Source organism: Bradyrhizobium sp. (assembly GCF_004799405.1).
Taxonomy (GTDB): Bacteria; Pseudomonadota; Alphaproteobacteria; order Rhizobiales; family Xanthobacteraceae; genus Bradyrhizobium.
In genome coordinates this window covers 32924-49876 of the sequence record NZ_SSMW01000018.1, presented here as the reverse complement: position 1 = coordinate 49876, position 16953 = coordinate 32924, and the positions used below count along the sequence as shown (strand labels likewise).

The 16953-nt window shown below is 57.6% G+C and carries 12 protein-coding genes; 4 read left to right on the top strand and 8 right to left on the bottom strand.

Annotated features, from left to right (window positions below):
- Positions 1–36: 36 nt before the first annotated feature.
- Together E7813_RS03560 and E7813_RS03555 are read left to right on the top strand one after the other, a co-directional pair.
- A complete protein-coding gene (locus tag E7813_RS03560) occupies positions 37–1770 on the top strand; it encodes a hypothetical protein (RefSeq protein WP_291570949.1) in 1734 nt (577 codons plus the stop codon).
- 194 nt (positions 1771–1964) lie between these two features.
- The gene (locus tag E7813_RS03555) at positions 1965–2732 is read left to right on the top strand and encodes a class I SAM-dependent methyltransferase (RefSeq protein WP_291570947.1); all 768 of its coding nucleotides are present in this window, start codon (positions 1965–1967) and stop codon (positions 2730–2732) included.
- 31 nt (positions 2733–2763) lie between these two features.
- Here the strand turns inward: E7813_RS03555 and E7813_RS03550 are convergent, their stop codons facing one another.
- From E7813_RS03550 to E7813_RS03535, 4 genes are all read right to left on the bottom strand, one after another.
- Positions 2764–3897 carry a glycosyltransferase gene (locus E7813_RS03550; protein WP_291570946.1) on the bottom strand — a complete coding sequence of 378 codons (1134 nt, stop codon included), beginning with the start codon at positions 3895–3897 and terminating at the stop codon, positions 2764–2766.
- Between the two features lie 49 nt (positions 3898–3946).
- Positions 3947–4651, bottom strand: coding sequence for a glycosyltransferase (locus tag E7813_RS03545; RefSeq protein WP_291570944.1), 705 nt, complete (start codon positions 4649–4651; stop codon positions 3947–3949).
- 211 nt (positions 4652–4862) lie between these two features.
- Positions 4863–5927 (bottom strand): GDP-mannose 4,6-dehydratase, encoded by a 1065-nt coding sequence (locus tag E7813_RS03540; RefSeq protein ID WP_291570942.1) that lies wholly within the window; start codon positions 5925–5927, stop codon positions 4863–4865.
- A 49-nt stretch (positions 5928–5976) separates the two neighbouring features.
- On the bottom strand, positions 5977–7272 hold the full coding sequence (locus E7813_RS03535) for a glycosyltransferase family 2 protein (RefSeq protein ID WP_291570940.1): 1296 nt from the start codon (positions 7270–7272) through the stop codon (positions 5977–5979).
- A 93-nt stretch (positions 7273–7365) separates the two neighbouring features.
- Between E7813_RS03535 and E7813_RS03530 the strand changes: the two genes are divergently transcribed.
- Entirely contained in the window at positions 7366–8118 is a 753-nt protein-coding gene (locus E7813_RS03530) for a glycosyltransferase family 2 protein (RefSeq protein ID WP_291570939.1), read from the top strand.
- A gap of 317 nt (positions 8119–8435) precedes the next feature.
- A complete protein-coding gene (locus E7813_RS03525) occupies positions 8436–10367 on the top strand; it encodes a hypothetical protein (protein ID WP_291570937.1) in 1932 nt (643 codons plus the stop codon).
- 267 nt (positions 10368–10634) lie between these two features.
- Here E7813_RS03525 and E7813_RS03520 read toward each other — a convergent pair whose 3' ends face one another.
- The 4 genes from E7813_RS03520 to E7813_RS03505 form a co-directional block, all read right to left on the bottom strand.
- Positions 10635–12464: a hypothetical protein gene (locus E7813_RS03520; RefSeq protein ID WP_291570935.1), complete on the bottom strand. Its 1830-nt coding sequence runs from the start codon at positions 12462–12464 to the stop codon at positions 10635–10637.
- Between the two features lie 95 nt (positions 12465–12559).
- Positions 12560–13108 carry a dTDP-4-dehydrorhamnose 3,5-epimerase gene (rfbC, locus tag E7813_RS03515; protein ID WP_291570933.1) on the bottom strand — a complete coding sequence of 183 codons (549 nt, stop codon included), beginning with the start codon at positions 13106–13108 and terminating at the stop codon, positions 12560–12562.
- 333 nt (positions 13109–13441) lie between these two features.
- On the bottom strand, positions 13442–14428 hold the full coding sequence (locus E7813_RS03510; protein ID WP_291570931.1) for a glycosyltransferase: 987 nt from the start codon (positions 14426–14428) through the stop codon (positions 13442–13444).
- Positions 14429–14608: 180 nt separating this feature from the next.
- Positions 14609–16945 (bottom strand): glycosyltransferase, encoded by a 2337-nt coding sequence (locus E7813_RS03505; RefSeq protein ID WP_291570928.1) that lies wholly within the window; start codon positions 16943–16945, stop codon positions 14609–14611.
- Between the last annotated feature and the right edge of the window lie 8 nt (positions 16946–16953).

Here is a 16953-nt window from a genome sequence, read left to right as displayed (position 1 = left end):
GGATCGAAGAGTATCGAATCCATCCATGAGTGAGTTATGAATATTCGCCGTAGCGTGCACGTAACCTCCATTATCCTGATCATTTCGTCGCTCTCGTTTGCCGGCGTTGCGGAAGGTGAGGGAGGCGGAGCGGATTCAACACCTGCCAACGCTGACGTTTCGGCATCTCCGATCGCCACCTATGCCAACACAGGATCTCCTCTTGGAATTGAGCTAAACGGTATCGCCTTCTACGCCTCCGAGCAGCCTTTCCTCAATATCATGAAGACTGGATCGTGGGTTACTTCTGCTGACTCCATCTACGATACCGGCGAAGAAAACCTTCTGCAGCTCGACGCTGACGGCTATCCAACCTCCATGCTTGGACCTGTCGGTGGTCCCGTCACTTTCACGACGATTCAAACGCCGTTGCTGCATGACTTGCCAAGCCCGTATTATCCCGCCGGGGATTACGTTGTCTTGTATGAAGGTACTGGAACTCTCGCGTATAACTATGCCACGCTGGTTTCCCATTTCCCGGGCCGCGATGTTATCAACCTGACAGCGAGCCGCGAGGGCGTTTTTCTCCAGATTAAATCGACAGACCCAGGTCACACGGGTGATTACATCCGCAACATCCGCGTCGTGTACGCGCCCAACGAAGCTTTGCTCGACTCCGGCGAGATTCTGAATCCTGTCTTCATCAACCGTGTCCAGCCATTCCGCCTGCTGCGCTTTATGGCTTGGATGCGCACCAACAATAGCACTCAGTCGACGTGGACCGGGCGGCCGACTCCCAGTAACGTGTTTTGGAGCGCCAACGGTGCTCCGCTGGAAGTCATGGTGTCTGTTCTGAACAAGGTGCACGCCGATGGCTGGTTCAACATGCCGGCGATGGCCACCGATGATTACATCACCCGGTTTGCAACCTACGTTCACGACCATCTGGATCCTGATCAGAAGGTGTACGTCGAGTACAGCAACGAGACGTGGTACGACCGGTTTTCGCAATCGAGTTTCGTAACAAGCCAGGGCGAAGCTTCATTTCCCAGCTACTCCAGTCCCTTTCAGGCTAACCGCAACTACTACGGCATGCGTACGGCTCAGATCTGTCGGAGTTGGACAGACGCCTGGAGAACAGATGCAAACCGGGTGATTTGTGTGCTGGCCACGGAAGCGCGCGATGTCGCAAATACGCAAGTGGCGTTGGATTGTTCACTATGGTCCGGCGGGCCTTGCGGAAAAAATTACGGAATTGGCGCCGTCGCAATTGGCCCGTACTTCGGATACACTGTTCCGGACTCATGGACCCGTGACCCGGACGGCGGCCTGATACGGCTGTTTCAGGAGATCAATCAAGGCGGCGCGGATCCGGACTGGCCCGGCGGATACCCGACAGGCATGATCCAGCAGGCGATCGATTGGACAACGGCTCAAAAAGCAAATGCCAACTCCTACGGTCTTGACCTGATAGCGTACGAGGGCGGGCAATCCCTCGTGGATTCGGATGATGCGCTCACTACGGCGCTATACGAAGCAGCAAACCAGGACCCCCGCATGGGCGCTGCGTATACGACTTACCTCCACAAATGGAAGCAAGCTGGCGGAGGTTTCTTCAGTGCTTTTGCAGATATCGGGGCAAGGTCGAAATTCGGTTCATGGGGCGCCCTCGAAAACGTCTTGATCGCTTCGTCACCGAAGTACGACGCACTACTTAACTTTATAGCCGACAATCCTTGCTGGTGGAGCGGTTGTACCCGAACCGGCCCTTCTTTCCACGGTCGCCACTGATAAATCCGGCAACTCCGTCATCGCTTCGGTCAAGCCTACCGTCGACAACGCTCCGGCCGGCGTCGAAAAGCCTTATCCCGACATGGAGCGACCTTGTGCCGGAACTGACAGTCCCGACGAAATATTCTAGGCTTGCCTAACGTTAAGGGGCCTGCCCTGGTTCGATGAGCCCAGCGTCCACATCCGGAGTTCGAATGTCGCCGATAGATCGGGTTCGCAGCATAGAATGGCGAAACACGGAGGATTTCCGGCTTGACGGAATCTCGTACAAGAATGCGCTGGGAAGACGTGATCTCAGGACCGATGAGAAGGCCGTGGTTGCACTGAAGGCGCCGGATTTTCTTGAAAAATACGCCCAGATTCTGGAGCGCGAGAAGGTAGACAACATAGTCGAGTTGGGCGTCTTTCAGGGCGGATCGGCGTTGCTCTTTGCATCCATTTTCAGGCCGCTAAAGCTTGTTGGTGTCGATATTTGTGATCCGGTACCGGCGCTGGACAAAATCCTTTCGGAAAACCCGATCGGTCGCTCGATATCGATCTACTACAATACATCGCAGAATGACGAAGCGAAATTGAACGAGATTTTTTCCCGCGAATTCGGCACTGAAGCGATTGATCTAATCGTCGACGACGCTTCCCATCTCTATTTTGAGACACGGGCGTCATTCGAGATATGCTTTCCACGACTGAGGCCGGGCGGCTATTATGTGATTGAGGATTGGGGCTGGGCGCATTGGCCGGGAGAGTTTCAAACAACTTCACGTTTCGTGCATCAGCGCCGGCCCATGAGTCAGCTGATCATGCGCGAATTACGGCAGGCTATCGAGAGCATCCGGATATTTCCGGCAATTGTGTTCATAAGAAAAGGTTGGGCTACTCCGAGCGGGAAACTGAACGTCGACGATCTCTATCTCACGCAGGGTCGCAAGTTTGAATTCTCGGCGTCCTCGCAGGACACGTGATAAGCGATGCCAGCGAAACCCCCGCGGCAGGTCACCTGACAGCCTCTCTGGCTCGCATGGCGTTGTGATACACCGCCGTCATTCGGGCGCGGAAAATATCCTGATCGAATTCGTTGGTTGCCCGGGCGTATGCCGAGGCGCCGAGCCTTTGCGCCAATGCCGGCTGATCCAGCAGGGAATTCAACGCTTGCGCAAAGGCACCGGCGTCGTTCGGTTGGACCGTCAAGGCTTCCTGATCGTGCCGTGCGACCCAGGGAACGGTCGTGCGCAATTTCGCATTGACGACCGGCAACCCCGTCGACATTGCTTCGACCTGGGCAATTCCGAATGCTTCGGCGTCATTGACGGACGGGAAGGCAAATATCCGCGCGGAATGGAACAGTCTCTTGATGTCGCGGCGCTCCAGGCGGCCGGCAAAATGAACACGAGTGGAGACTCCCAGCTCCGTTGCCAACCGGCTCAGTTCGCCATGCAGAGGTCCTTCGCCGACAATTGTCGCGTGCGCATCGACATCGCGCATCGCGCGGATTAGCACATCGAAGCCCTTGTAGCCGACCAGGCGCCCCACAGCCACAATGTGTCTGGGATATTGCTGTTTTATTCGTTCGACTGCTGCGACGTCGTCGGTGTCCAGCGTTCGCCAGTAATCGAGATCCACCCCGTAAGGAAGCACCTCGCATTTTGCGGCGAATGGCTTTAGCAAATCCGAACTTTCGAACATGGCCGTCCCGGAAACGATGATTTTATCGGCCCGTGCCAGCGCGCGACGCAGGATCGGACTGACCAGGCGTTTGAACAGCGAGCGACCGATGATGTCAGCGTGCCAATATACGATGACAGCGACGTCGGATGGCAGACCCAACAAGATGGCGGCATCGGTGAGCGGAAAGGGCGCGTGATGTACCACTATGCCGGCGATCCGTGCCGACCGAAAGAACGCCGAAAAATATCCGGGCGCCATCGGCATCGAATGCACGGTGCCGAGGGAAGTCACGGCTTCAACAGGCACGCCATTCATTGCGTATTTGTGGCCTAGCCCGCAAAGGCGCGCTGAAAGGATGGAATGAAAGGCCTGATCCGTGTTTTGCGCGAGGCAGAACATGACTGAGGGAATGCCCCCATCGGCATCTGGCCAGTAGACCTTGTAGGCATGAAGAATACGCAAGGGGAGCGATCTCTGGATGTCACCCTGCTGCAACGACGTCACCCAACTGTTATCGCTGATCGTTGAAAAAGCGGCAGTTGCGATACAACCAGATCATTTCGTCATCGGTGACGTAGCCCGGTAATTCAACGTGATTCAAGATTCCAAGCTCGGCGAGGTAATCCTGGAAATCTTCCATCATCCACCCTCTGCCCCCGGCGAACACCAGCGGCATCGGCCTGCCGCCGGCATCGAGATACCGGGCATAGGCTTTCGCCAGCAAACGCTGGTTCTTTCTCGGCTCGATCGTTCCGACGCTCAACCAGAATTCATCGCTCCGATGGTCTTTCATGCCCGCCGGCGGCGAGCCTTGCCGCGTCAGGTCGGTGAAGCGGGAACACGGATAAACGACGCGCACGCGATCTCCCGGAAAATGCGGAAATACATTCAGATAGTGCCGCCGGGAATTCTCCGAAATGGCGATGGCCCAATCGGCGCCGACCGACGAGCGAAACGCGCCATCGAAACAGCCGACGCGGTTTGCCTCCGTCGTCCAATCCGCGTTGGCAGCGAATCCGAGGTCGTAGATCGTATAGATAACACGGCTCGATGAAATCTGGATCGGGGCCCAGAAATTATTGCAGTGGACAATGTCCAGCTGACCGATGGCTTTTTCCAGTTCGGCATCGTTCCAGAAGTTGCGGGCGGATTCCCGGGTGAGATGCCGCGGGCCGTAATGTACTTGCGCGCCGCGATAGGGAGTCAAAATGGGCATTTGGGCATCGAAGAAAAAATCGCCGAAGCTTGGGAACAGGGAATACCGGTTTTGCGGGGCAACGGTCATCATCGCCTTGATCAAGGCATCTGCATAATAGCCGCAGCCGGCCTTTTGGGATCCGGTTTGCGAGATGTCGAAGCCTATGTGCATAAAGGGCTTTGCCGCAGGATCTGGCGATCCTTGATCTGTCGTTGTCAATCTGGATGGTCTATTTACCGGCCGGTTGCCTGGATTGCGAGAGCTTCAAAAGTCGAATTCGTTCTTCGACCATCATTGTAACCAGCGCCGGAAAATCGACTTTCGGTCGCCATCCGAGTTGAGACCGAAGCTTCGACGAATCGGCGCGCGTGAAATGGCTGTCTACTTTGCGGACCAAAGATTCATCGACGACTACATACTGTTTCCAGTCAAGCCCTCCGACATTGAAGGCCGCTTCACAGAATTCCGCTATCGAATGAGCCAGACCGGTTCCTACCACGTAGTCAGCCGGGATATCGTTTTGGACAATGAGTTGCATCACTTCGACAAAATCACCGGCAAAACCAAAATCGCGGCGGACGTTGATGTCGCCAAGGTGAAGTTTACCGTCGAAAAGGATCGGCCTGCCGCGTTCGTCCAACTCTCGCGTTTCAGTCAGCCCGATTGAAGCGGCGGCGGCGGCATGCGCAATCTTTTGCGACACGAAGCCGAGATGACGGCGAGGGCTTTCATGGTTGAACAGAATCGCGCAGGATAAATGCAAGCCAAACTGCTCGCGGTAAGCCCCGATGATCTGATGCGCGTAGGCTTTCGCGACGCCGTACGGCGATTTCGGGTTGATCGGTGTACTCTCGGTCTGAAATTGACTGACGGTATCGCCGAAAATCTCCGAGGACGAGGCCTGAAACAGGCGGCATTTCGGACGTTCACGCCGGATGTATTCACAGATCCGATGCGGCACCAGGCCATTCAACCGTGCGGTCTCGATCGGAATGTCCCAGGACTGCGCCGGCCGCGATACGGAAGCCAGATTGTAAATCTCATCGGCAGCCGAGGTTGCGAGAAGCTCGCCGAGAAACAATTCGGACGTGAGATCGCCGGTATGCCAGCTGACACGACCGTCATGAATCCGCGGGTCGATCGGGCTCCTGGACTGGGCGAACACGTCATAGCCGCGGGCCAGCAGCAATTCGATGAGATACCATCCGTCCTGGCCTGCGCCTCCCGTGACCAATGCGCGCTTCTTTACCTCAACCATTCGTGCAACCTTAGGTGACCCCTCTGTGCTCTTCAAGCGAGTAGGCTTTCCCAGCGCGCCACGCCGTCCGGCGGAATCGCGCCAGCTAGTTTATAGAAGGAATGTCGATCATTGCCGACAGAAAACCCGTAAGAGCGAGTTGCGCCCCGACAGCAAGCCCCGTCATTGACAAAATAAGCAATTTCAGCATCTCGGCATATTGCAAGGCGCCAAATCCCGTCGACGCCCAATTGGCCACGCAGTAGAAGAGACCGCTGGCGCCGAGCAAGGCCGGTATTGCTGCGATCAGCAACATGCGTTCGAGCGTCAGCGATGTCAGGGAATCCGAAAAATTCCCCGGGGGCAGCCAACCGCGCAGCGTCGCGAAGCGACGCGTAATGACGGAAAAGCTGATCGATTGGGTGCCGATAACGATCGAAATACAGCCGATGACGAAGGTGTGGATGTCAAATCCGACGCCACCGATCATGACAAGACCGGGAAAAGTGAGCGCCGTTGCAGAAACGCCGAATAGAACAAGCGCCACGCCCGGATAGAAGAACAGCCATCGGGGGCTGTATAGCAGCAGAAAACTCAGATGGCGCCATCCATCCCGCCATGTCCTCAAGTGCGGCGGCCGGGATCGGCCATCCTTGTTCAAGGTCGTCGGCACCTCGGCAATTCGGTAGCCGCTCAATGCGGATCGGACGATCATCTCGCTGGCGAATTCCATCCCCGAGGTGTGCAGTTGAAGTTGACGGATGCGATCGCGGTGAAAGCCGCGCAGCCCGCAGTGAAAGTCGCCGATGCCAATTCCGAAAAAGAGCCGGCCGATCCGGCTCAGCAGCGGGTTTCCGAGATATTTGTGCAGCAACGGCATTGCTCCGGGAGTAATGCCGCCCCTGAAGCGATTGCCGATGACGAGATCGTTTCCCTCGCGCAGCAGGGTGACGAACGGCATCAGCGCTGAAAAATCATAGGAATTGTCAGCGTCGCCCATGATCACGTAGCGGCCCGATGCTGTGGCAATGCCCGCCCAGAGGGCTGAGCCATACCCCTTCTGCGGTACCGAGACCGTACGTGCTCCCTCCCGTTCGGCTATTTCAAGGGAGCCATCCGTCGACCCGTTGTCGGCGATCAGGATCTCGCCCGAAACCCCGCTTTCGTCCAGGAAGAGCCTGGCTTTTCTGATGCAGAGCGCGAGGGTTTCTGCCTCGTTCAAGCAAGGCATAAGAATCGTAAGCTCAATGCCGGGCTGCTGTTGCGCCGTTTGCGAAAAACGATCTGTCATCAACGAAAAGTCCATGCCGGCAGTGGAATCGGATCGACGATACCTTGATCCCGGTGAATCCTCCGCAGGATACCCTGGATCACGAGAATCTCCCTTGATTTCGAACGACATTTCCGCCATCCAGCAAGCATATCCAGAACCTCTCCCTCGGCGGAGACGGGTAGAACATGTGCGTAAGCGTGTTTTTGGGTTTGTCGGGGCGATATGCTGAACGGTCTGAAAGTCACGGTGATCATGCCGGCTTACAACGCCGCCGCGACCCTGGAGAAGACGTTCAACAGTCTGCCAAAAGAGCTGATCGACGACATCATATTGACCGACGACTATTCAACCGACGCGACCGAGCGCGTCGCTCGTTCGCTCGGTATCTACACCATTCTTCACACCCGCAACATGGGCTATGGTGGCAACCAGAAGACCTGCTACGATGCCGCCATCGCGCGAGGTGCGGACATCGTGGTGATGCTGCACCCCGACTACCAATATTCGCCGCGGCTGGTTCCTGCGCTCGCCGCCATGGTGGCGTCGGGTGAGTACGATTTTGCGCTCGGTTCGAGAATTCTGGGAAACCAGGCGCTGGCCGGCGGAATGCCGCGGTACAAATATTTTTTCAACCGTGTGCTGACCTTGCTGCAGAATATTCTGATCGGACAAAAGATGTCCGAGTATCATACGGGATTCCGATGCTGGAGCCGGAAAGCATTGATGGCTATTCCCTATCATCGCTGTTCCGACGATTTCGTGTTCGACAGCCAGATGGTGTGTCAGGCAGTGTTTTTCGGCCTCCGTCCCGGAGAAATCTCGTGTCCGGCCCGGTATTTTGCCGAGGCTTCATCGATCAATTTTCACAGCAGCGTTGTATATGGCCTCGGCGTCCTGGCGACGTCAGCCATGTTTCGGTTGCACAAGCTCGGCCTGGCCAGATCTCCGCTGTTTATGCCTTATTCGAATGTTTGATCCGTCCAATCCTGCAGCGGTTGGCGCGCTTCTGGCCTTCGTGGAGCTGCTTGCGCTCCCGCAGCAAAACAGCTCTCGTACGGACTGCCTACGTATTCGAATCTTCCGCTCCCGAGTGGAGCGAGCAAGCGAAAAACCATGAGAAAAATCCCGACGCGCCGCTCTTCATTTCACCGATAGGCTGGACGCTTCGTCTGCCAAATTGCGGCGAGTTTCATTGTTGAACCTGGGATACAAAGCTTATGTCATCGGGACTGACGACCACCGACTATTCAGCACCGCGGAAACTCTCAACGGTTCTTCTGATCGGTCTTTGCATGGCGGCGATCGTCAGGTTTATCGTCGTTCTCAATCTGCCCATTTTGTTTTTGCCCGGCGCCGGCCATGATGATGGCCTTTACATGCGTCTTGCCGCAAACCTCGCCTCCGGACGTTGGCTGGGCGAATTCAATCAATTCACTTTGATGAAGGGACCGGGCTATCCCGTGTTTCTCGCTCTGTCCGGTCTGTCGGGGTTGCCGGTCTCGGCGACCCACGCCCTGTTTCAGTTTGCGGCAATCGTGGTGACGGCATGGGCCGTGTATCGGTTGACGGCTTCGCACGCGATCGCCGCGCTGACGTTTGTCAGCCTTACTTTCTATCCTGTCGGATTTATGCCCGAACTTCTGAGAGTGGTCCGGGACCAGATCTACTGGGCGCAGACGCTGCTGGTATTTTCCCTCCTCGCGGTCGTTTTCTTTGCGCCGCCGCGCGGGGGATTCGGCGCGGCGCTTGTCGCCGGTTTTGCCGGGTTGATCCTTGGCTGGGCATGGCTGACCCGCGAGGAAGGCGTCTGGCTTATTCCAGGCCTCGGGTTGCTGGCCGCCGGAGCCATTCTGATCCACCGAAGACAACGGCGCGAATTGCTGGCTCTTGCACGAAATATCGGCGTCACGGCGATCGGTTTTGTCGCGGTAAATGCGGCCTTCATGACCGGTAATCACTTCGCCTATGGATCGTTCGTCGGCGTTGACTTCAAGGAGCGCAATTTCAAGTCCACACTTGAGGCGCTGGAAGATGTCGATGCCGGTCCTGTCATTCCATACGTGCCGGTTTCCAATACCGTGCGTGCAGAGGTTGCGAAAGTCAGTCCTGCATTCGCCCCGTTGAGCGCAGCGCTGGCTCCGGGCCAGCTGATTTTCGCCAGGTGGAATAAGGCCGGATGTTCCATTTACCGCGAGACCTGCGGCGATATCGCCGGCGGCTGGTTCATGTGGGCTTTGCGCGACGCCGCGGCCGAAAGCAAATTTTACCGGACTCCGGCGGCGGCATCGGAAAATTTTGGAAAAATCGTCAGTGCGATAGTCGCCGCATGTTCTGATGGCAGGCTGCGCTGCCATCACCGATGGTTGAGCTATATGCCGCCGTTGACTGCGCGAGACAGGGCCGCCATTCCAGGCGCACTGCTCGCCGTCATCGACCGGATCATTTTCTTCCGTCCACCGATGCCGGCTGTGGTCTACCCGTCGTTCATAAAAAGCAGCGACGAGCAGTATCTAACGTTTCTCCACAATCCGCGCATCGACACTCCGGTTCAGCGTAGCTATGACATGACGGTGCGAGGCTGGTTTCGGGATCCGTATTCATCCGATTGGCCGGCATTCAAGGCCTATGCCGAACAGGATGTCGAAATTCCGTCATCCACTACGAGGCTGGCCAGCCCCGATCTTCAGCAACATTTTTCCGACCCCTCGGCGGACCAAAACCGATATGAGATGTCATTTCGCTGTCCCAATACTTGCACGATCGCTGCGCCGACGTCCGGTCATCAGGACGTTCGCATTACCGTCGATCGGGACCGCCCGATGGAGGCCAGTTCCGGCAGCGCCGTGCTTTATGTCGATTCGGTCACCGGCGCGAACGCGAGCAGACTTATCAACCCGGGGGAGACGTTCGCGGGCCGCGTACGGCTGTGGCTGGTTCGAATTTACAAGATTCTGATGCCACCACTGATATTTGCCGGTCTTTTCGCCGCCGCAATAGCGATCTGCCGCGCCGTCAGAGCGCGGGCACTTGACGCAGTGCTGGTGGCGGCGTTCGCGGCGTGGGCGCTCGTTGCCACGCGTGTCGTTATACTGGCGCTGATCGAAGCCAGTTCGCTGCCGGCGGTGAATGACCTTTATGCCGCGCCAGCGATTTACCTGGCGGTCGTGGCGGCATTTCTGTCGATTGCCGCCCTCCACGACAGACCGCAACCGGCGCGAGTTTGACGCATCAGCTCACTCGCAAAGCATCGCTGAGCTCTGGCAAATTCTCGTCTTTCCGCGATAGAAACGGACCCTGTTTAATCTGCCACGGAAACGCGATCGTGGGATCGTTCCCATCGGATGCCTACTTCACATGGCGGAGCATAAAGGCGGGTCACTTTGAACCGGCAAAGTTCGAGGACCAATATGAAGCGGCGAAAAGTTACCAAAATTCCAGCATCAAACAAGAGTGCTGCGGTGAAGCACAGGTGCGACTCGCCGCGCGTCAGATCACGGCCGCCGGATGCGCCATACCGGCAATGGTCCAATTGGTGTTTGCTGACGCACGAACTCAACGCCTGGAATCGCTGCCTGATAAAGTGTTTCAGTGGGTTGCGGTACAACTAGCAGAATATTCGCTTCGGTCGGCAGCGCTGCAAGCGCCTCGGCGGTCGGCAGTCCATTCAGTTCCCGACCCTGTGGAACTCCGCGCCGAACGAAAGAACCGTTCGCTATCCGGCAGCCGGTCAGAATTTCCGCGTACTCCAGCGGTCTATAATGCTGCACGGTAAGCAGGCCATCGACCATGGTGTGACTTTCCGTAATCAAAAAACAGGGTTCTTTGCCGCCGAAAACATCCCGGACATTCGTCAGGTCGGAACGCGAAATGCGCTCCTTCTGGTAAACGCCGGCAACGTGCACAAGGTCGCCGGCTGCCAGGACAGCCGCCAGGGCGGCCACTCCTCCCAACGCCCAGCTTGCCGCCCGTGCTGCTCGGCCCTCGCCAATCGCGAAAAAGGCGACTGCGCACAAGGCACAAAACATCAAGGCCGCTTGCGGAAATATCAGATACCAGCGCGTAAAGTCGGGCGTGATCCCGACCGGGAAAGCACCTGTCGCAAACGCAATTCCGGCCAGCCACATTATACCCCAAACTCCGGCCATACGTGGCAACGCCGATGCGCGCGTATGTACTCCGCGCAACAAATTGGCCGCGGCTAAACAAATTAAGATGCAGCCGACGAGCAACATTCCCCTGTAGGGCGAGTGCCAGAGCGGGAAGGACGGACCGTTAAAGATGAACAGTATTTCGTCATATTCGCTGAACAGGATATCGACGATCTGCCGAATTGCTTGCACCGGGTGGGGCGTACCGAAACTGCTGCCGCGCGGATCGCTGAGCGCCGGCTTCATCAACAGCACGAACACACCGAAGGACGACAGTCCGATAAGGCCCAGTCGCAGAGCGACGATCCACTCGTCCCGTTGACGGGGAAAATGCACGAGAACGTAGGCCACCAGGAATGTGATGACCAAATAGAACATCGAATAATGGAGCAGTATCCCACCGGCGAAAGCCGCAACGGCGAAGGGAATTCCGATGTTTTTCCTTGCTGCGATCAGCAGCAACCCGGCCAGAAACGGGAATAAGACTCCGGCCAGAAGCTGCGCATTCTTTCCATACTGCAGCGTGAATGTAGCTGACCGTTCCAGTCCAAACACAGCAACGTAGGACAACATCAGAGTCAACCAGAACGGTATCGGCAGGTGGAAAATCCGGCAAGCTGTCCAGGCCCAACCGATCGGGAGCAGCGTCACCAGAACGACCGACAACATCTTGAAGACGAACAGGCTTTGTAGAGGGGTGACCAGTCTGCTGATGTTCGAAAATATAATCGGATAACCGGGCGGATAGGCATACCCGGAATCTCCCGGGCGGTAGATATCCATTGTCGTGGCGTGCGAGAGCAATCCATCGGCGAGAGTTGGCACGATGACTGGATCGTTTCCGGCCAGAACGTAACCCGGCGAGGTAACGACAAATAAAACGGTTCCGGGGATGCCAACAATGAGGAAGCATGCCAAGAGCGCTCGGCTATCCAGCGTCGATTTGGCGAGTTGCGGTGGCAAAACCCATTGTTGGAACACCCAGCCTGCCGCACCCGCCAAAGCAAAGGCAAAAATGGGGCGTCCGTGAGCGAGACCCAGCCGCGATACGGCCAGGAAGGTCAAAACATATATCAGGAGAAGAAGGACGGTTGTGAGAACAACGCGCTCCAGTCGAAGCACGCCTAAATCGATCGTTGAGTCGTCGGCACGATCGGCACTGTGAAGTTCCATGACCTTTTTTCCAACAGTCTTAGGACCGGCGTGCGCGTCGAGAGAATCGCGAGGACCTGATCGCGGCGGGCCGCAATCGGCGCGAACTTGACGCGTTAGCTCACTTTCAAAGCGTCGCGGAGTTCAGGCAAGTTCTCGTCTTTCCGCGACAGAAACGGGCCCTGTTTAATCTGCCACGGAAACGCGATCGTGGGATCGTCCCATCGGATGCCTACTTCACATTGCGGAGCATAAATATCGCTCACCTTGTAAATGACCTCGGTCTCGGGCTCGAGGGTCAGGAATGCGTGCGCAAATCCGACCGGAATGAAAAGCTGCCTGCCATCAACCGGCGACAGTTCGGCGCAGGCATACCTGGCGTAGGTCGGGGAGCCGATTCGCAAATCAACCGCGACATCGAGAATGCGGCCTCGGATGCAGCGCACGAGTTTGGCCTGCGCATGGGGCGCTGTCTGCAAGTGAAAGCCGCGAATCGTTCCTGCCATCAGGGACAGCGAGTGGTTGTCCTGCACGAAGTTCAGTTCCAGCCCATGTTCCCTGAACGCCCTCTCACTGTACGTTTCCGAAAACCAGCCGCGGCTGTCGGAAAACCGCTTCGGAGTAATCAGCAATACGCCGGGTATGTTCAACTCATCAATCGTCATTTATTTGTCCGATCCTCGCTCCGGAAGCTCAGCGACGAAATGTCAATCGAGAACCGGTCGGCGGCTTTCCAATCGTAAAATATATACAGGCCAACGGTCCGATCGAACTGCCCGTTTTAGCCGTGCGCCGCCACGGTAGTATGGTACGGATGTCGCAGCAAACCGGGCGATTTCAATAGTTGCGGCCCAAGAGGCGCCACGGTGAGTTTGGAATGTCCGGAGCATTTCGGCGGCGAAAAACGATCAGCGAGCCTGTGAACCCGCACGGCGGCGAATTCGGGCGGGATACCCGCTGCCACTTGCGACTGCAATCGAGACTGGCTTGCCTGCCAGTTATCGCGCAGCCAGGCGCCGCCGGGCGACGGAGTAGACCTCCACAAGCCTCTCGGTGACGGTCGGCCAGCCGAAACGGGAAGCGACATGGGCCTTCAGGTCGGATGTGCGACCCTGAGTTACGGCGGCATCTATGCCGCGGCGAATATCCAGGGGGTCGCGGTGGTCGACATAGTGGGCATGGCAGCCGAAGTAGTCCCGGGTCGAGCCTTCCGAGGTCACGACGACAGGTGCACCCGACGCCGCGGCTTCCAATGCAGCCAGCCCCGGCGTTTCGAGCGTCGAAGGCAGGACGAACGCCGAGCAGGCCCCAAACGCGGAGGCGAGGAGGGGGTCGGCGTGATCCAGCGCGCCGAGGTGGCGTACCCTCGATCCGCCCTCAGCCAGCAGTTCGGAGGCATAAGCTTTGTCGCGCTGATGTCCCAGCAGCACCAGCGGCAAGGGATGGCCCGCCAGGGCGCGAACAAGCCCCAGCTGGTTCTTGCGCGGCTCGATATTGCCGACGTTGAGGATGAACGGACCCTCGATTCCAAAAGCAGTGCGGAACAGGTCGGGATCCTGCGGCTGCAGAAAACGCGGCTCAAATCCGTTCATGACCGTCATAAAGCGGTCGTGCGGTAAACCCAGCACGCGCGATAGCAGATCGGATTCCGTGTCCGAATTCGTGACGACGACGTCAGCCAGCGAAAGCTGCGAGCGGATTTCATCGACGGGGTAGAGGTCGGCCGTCTCCGGTGTCATCCAGAGCGAGGACGAAATCACAAGCGGCAGACCGCGCTGGTGCACATAGTTGCAGAAGTGAACCGAACCGCCGATGCAGGAAAAGAAATGCACGGCGGCGACCTCGGCGAGGTTGGCCCGCCACGGATCGTGCAACCGCACTTCGATGCCGTGGGCAGGCAGGTGCTCGGCGTATTTTTTCAGCTGGATCTCGCCGCCGCCTGGCGTTTCGAATGCCCAGGGATAGGTGCTAAATAATACGCGCACGGTGCAGGGTCCTGGCTTGGTCCAGAATTAGATGTCCATCGGCACGACGCCGAAGTGTTTCGAGGCGCGCGCGCCGCGCGGATGCCAGCCGGCTCATCGGCATCAATCGTCTCTGTGCGCACCCAGGACGAAGAAGGCAGCAATCACCGACGGCGTCATGCCTCCGGATGTCGGGTGCGATCACACGGATGCGCATTGGCGTCGTGCGGTGAGCCGGACTTCCATCGAGTCCATGTCCAGAAGTTTTGCATAAGCCTCCCCACAAGTCTTGAGGCTGTATTTCGAGGCAATATCGGTGATGCCCAAAGCAACGCGCTGCCGACACTTTCCATCATCCGTTGCGCACTCGCGGAGAGCTCGCGCGGCTTTCTCGACGTCGGGCTCCAGCCATCTCTGACCTTGATGAAATGCATAGTCGCCGGGCAACACCGGAATGAGGTCTCCGTCGATCAGCCAGCTGTTCTCTTCGGTCATGAAATCCAGGTTACCGGAATAGCCCGATGCGATCACGGGAATCCCGAAAGCCATCGCTTCGGCCATCAACCGCCCGAAACCTTCGGCGCGGTGAAGCGAGATCACGGCATCGCACGCCCGCAATAGCCGGTAGTAGGCATCGCGGTCCAGCACGGTATCGATGATAACAATGCGTTCGTCGGCGGCGGCCTTGCGCAGGCATTCCCGCCAAAGCGAGTCATTGTCGGTGTTCATCGCCTTCACGATCAGCCGGGCGTCAACGCTTCCGTCAGCCGGAAACGCGCGCTGGAACGCCAGAATCGCAGCGAGCGGATTTTTCCGGGCGATCGCCGAGGCGCCATCGAAACTGGTGAAAACCACGAACGCCTGCTCGGGCAAGCCGAACGCGGCGCGCGATGCGATTCCGGTGTCCGGAACAGATACGGGCAGGGGAACCTTGATAACCGGTTTGTCGGTTGCCTGCCGAAACGCGGTCGCGGCATGTTCGGAGTGACACCAGATCTCGTCCACCAGAGCCATGGCCAGGTTTGCCGGAGCCGGAAAGCGTTCGAGCTCCCATTGCCAAAAGCCGATCTTTCGCCGCGCCGAGAACGCGCGCGAACCGATCTTGTTCAGCAGCATCACCGTATCGAACGGCGGCATCGCATAGAATATGACATCGGAGTCAAAACCGGCGTCGGCGGCGTCCAGCGCGGGTTCGTCGATCGATTCACGGGCGGTGATATGCCAGGGCGCCTTGACGACAAAGTTGGCTACGTTCGCCTGATCCAGCGCCGCGCGAAGAAGGCGGACATCCTCTCCCAGTCCGAATTCGCCCTTGGCATGGCCGACAAGACAGACCCCCGACTTGCCTGCGCGGGTCGGAGGGGAGGCGGGCGCGATTGATGGTCTGTCGTTATCTACCCACGACCGCGCCGGTGCAGCGGCGAATCCGCCATGAATATTTGCCTGTGACGGCATTTGTGCAGGTTTTTGCGTGTGCGTGCCGAATGTTTCTCGCTCGCCGTACTCCAACCACCAGCGCCACATTCCGGTAATTCCATCCGGTGTGGCGACATCGAACGTGGAGTGCAAGTCCGGCCTGTGACCGTGTATGATGCCCAACAGGGGAGTGAGGCGACGTGCGGCTCCAGAACCTGCCGCGGGCAGGAAATCGAGATGTAGCGACCGCAGCAAGGCCTGGTCGATCTGGGGGCGCAAATCCGCGAATTCGCCGCGGCCATGGGTAAGCCACCAGAACACCAGATCGGAAATGCCGCGTTCGCTGTACTCAAACGCAGCCCGCAGGTCCGGACGGCTTAAGCGGAGAATCGCCAAGTTTGGCGGTATCAAGCCCTTGAGAGGATCTGAAAAATCCGACTGAGTTTGCGAAATCGTATCGGAGATATGCGGCAACCCCCTGTTCGGAAGCCTGAACGTTTTGGCTTCGGACGCCAAAAAAGACTGCCATAAGATGGACGAGCCCGAGGCCGTTTCTATGTCGATCCGCTGTCGGTTCGCCGGGTTGTTGTTCCATGCGACCATGACCATCGCCGTTGGTCGGACGAGTCCTGTTTTTCGGAAAAAAGAGGCGTCAAGACGGTGCAACGCCTTGACCTGCGCAGCAATGAGCCAGGGTGGAGAACCGAAGTATTCCTGAACGCCGAATGACAGCCACCAGTACCACATTTGATCGCAGCCGGTTGCTGTGTCGACGTCAAATAAATCGCGTAAATCGTCGCGATGCCGGTGGATCAACGACAGAAGTGGCGTTAACTGAAGCCGTTCGGCGCGCGGCTTGGGTGTCAGATGCTGTACGTGCAGCTTTTGCAAAATCTCGCGATCGAGTTCGTCGCTAATGCCCGGGAAATTTTTCCGTCCGCCGCGGAGCCACCAGAAGGTCCAATCATCGGCGCCTCGATCCGTCTCCAGGTCAAACGCGAGCTGGGTGACCCGGCCGCACGCCAGCCAGGCCAATAAAAGTCCAGTAGGAAAATCGTAGCCGAATTCCGGGAGGTGTCTGTAGGGCTTTGCGATCAAGCCGGCTATTTGTTCAGTGTCCATTTCTCAAA

What these genes read in the sequence shown, in the direction of transcription:
- E7813_RS03525 (WP_291570937.1), top strand. Translation starts at nt 8,436, where the DNA reads ATGGCGGCGATCGTCAGGTTTATCGTCGTTCTCAATCTGCCCATTTTG.
- E7813_RS03560 (WP_291570949.1), top strand. Translation starts at nt 37, where the DNA reads ATGAATATTCGCCGTAGCGTGCACGTAACCTCCATTATCCTGATCATT.
- E7813_RS03520 (WP_291570935.1), bottom strand. Translation starts at nt 12,464, where the DNA reads ATGGAACTTCACAGTGCCGATCGTGCCGACGACTCAACGATCGATTTA.
- E7813_RS03535 (WP_291570940.1), bottom strand. Translation starts at nt 7,272, where the DNA reads ATGTCGTTCGAAATCAAGGGAGATTCTCGTGATCCAGGGTATCCTGCG.
- E7813_RS03555 (WP_291570947.1), top strand. Translation starts at nt 1,965, where the DNA reads ATGTCGCCGATAGATCGGGTTCGCAGCATAGAATGGCGAAACACGGAG.
- E7813_RS03505 (WP_291570928.1), bottom strand. Translation starts at nt 16,945, where the DNA reads ATGGACACTGAACAAATAGCCGGCTTGATCGCAAAGCCCTACAGACAC.
- E7813_RS03530 (WP_291570939.1), top strand. Translation starts at nt 7,366, where the DNA reads ATGCTGAACGGTCTGAAAGTCACGGTGATCATGCCGGCTTACAACGCC.
- E7813_RS03545 (WP_291570944.1), bottom strand. Translation starts at nt 4,651, where the DNA reads ATGCCCATTTTGACTCCCTATCGCGGCGCGCAAGTACATTACGGCCCG.
- rfbC (WP_291570933.1), bottom strand. Translation starts at nt 13,108, where the DNA reads ATGACGATTGATGAGTTGAACATACCCGGCGTATTGCTGATTACTCCG.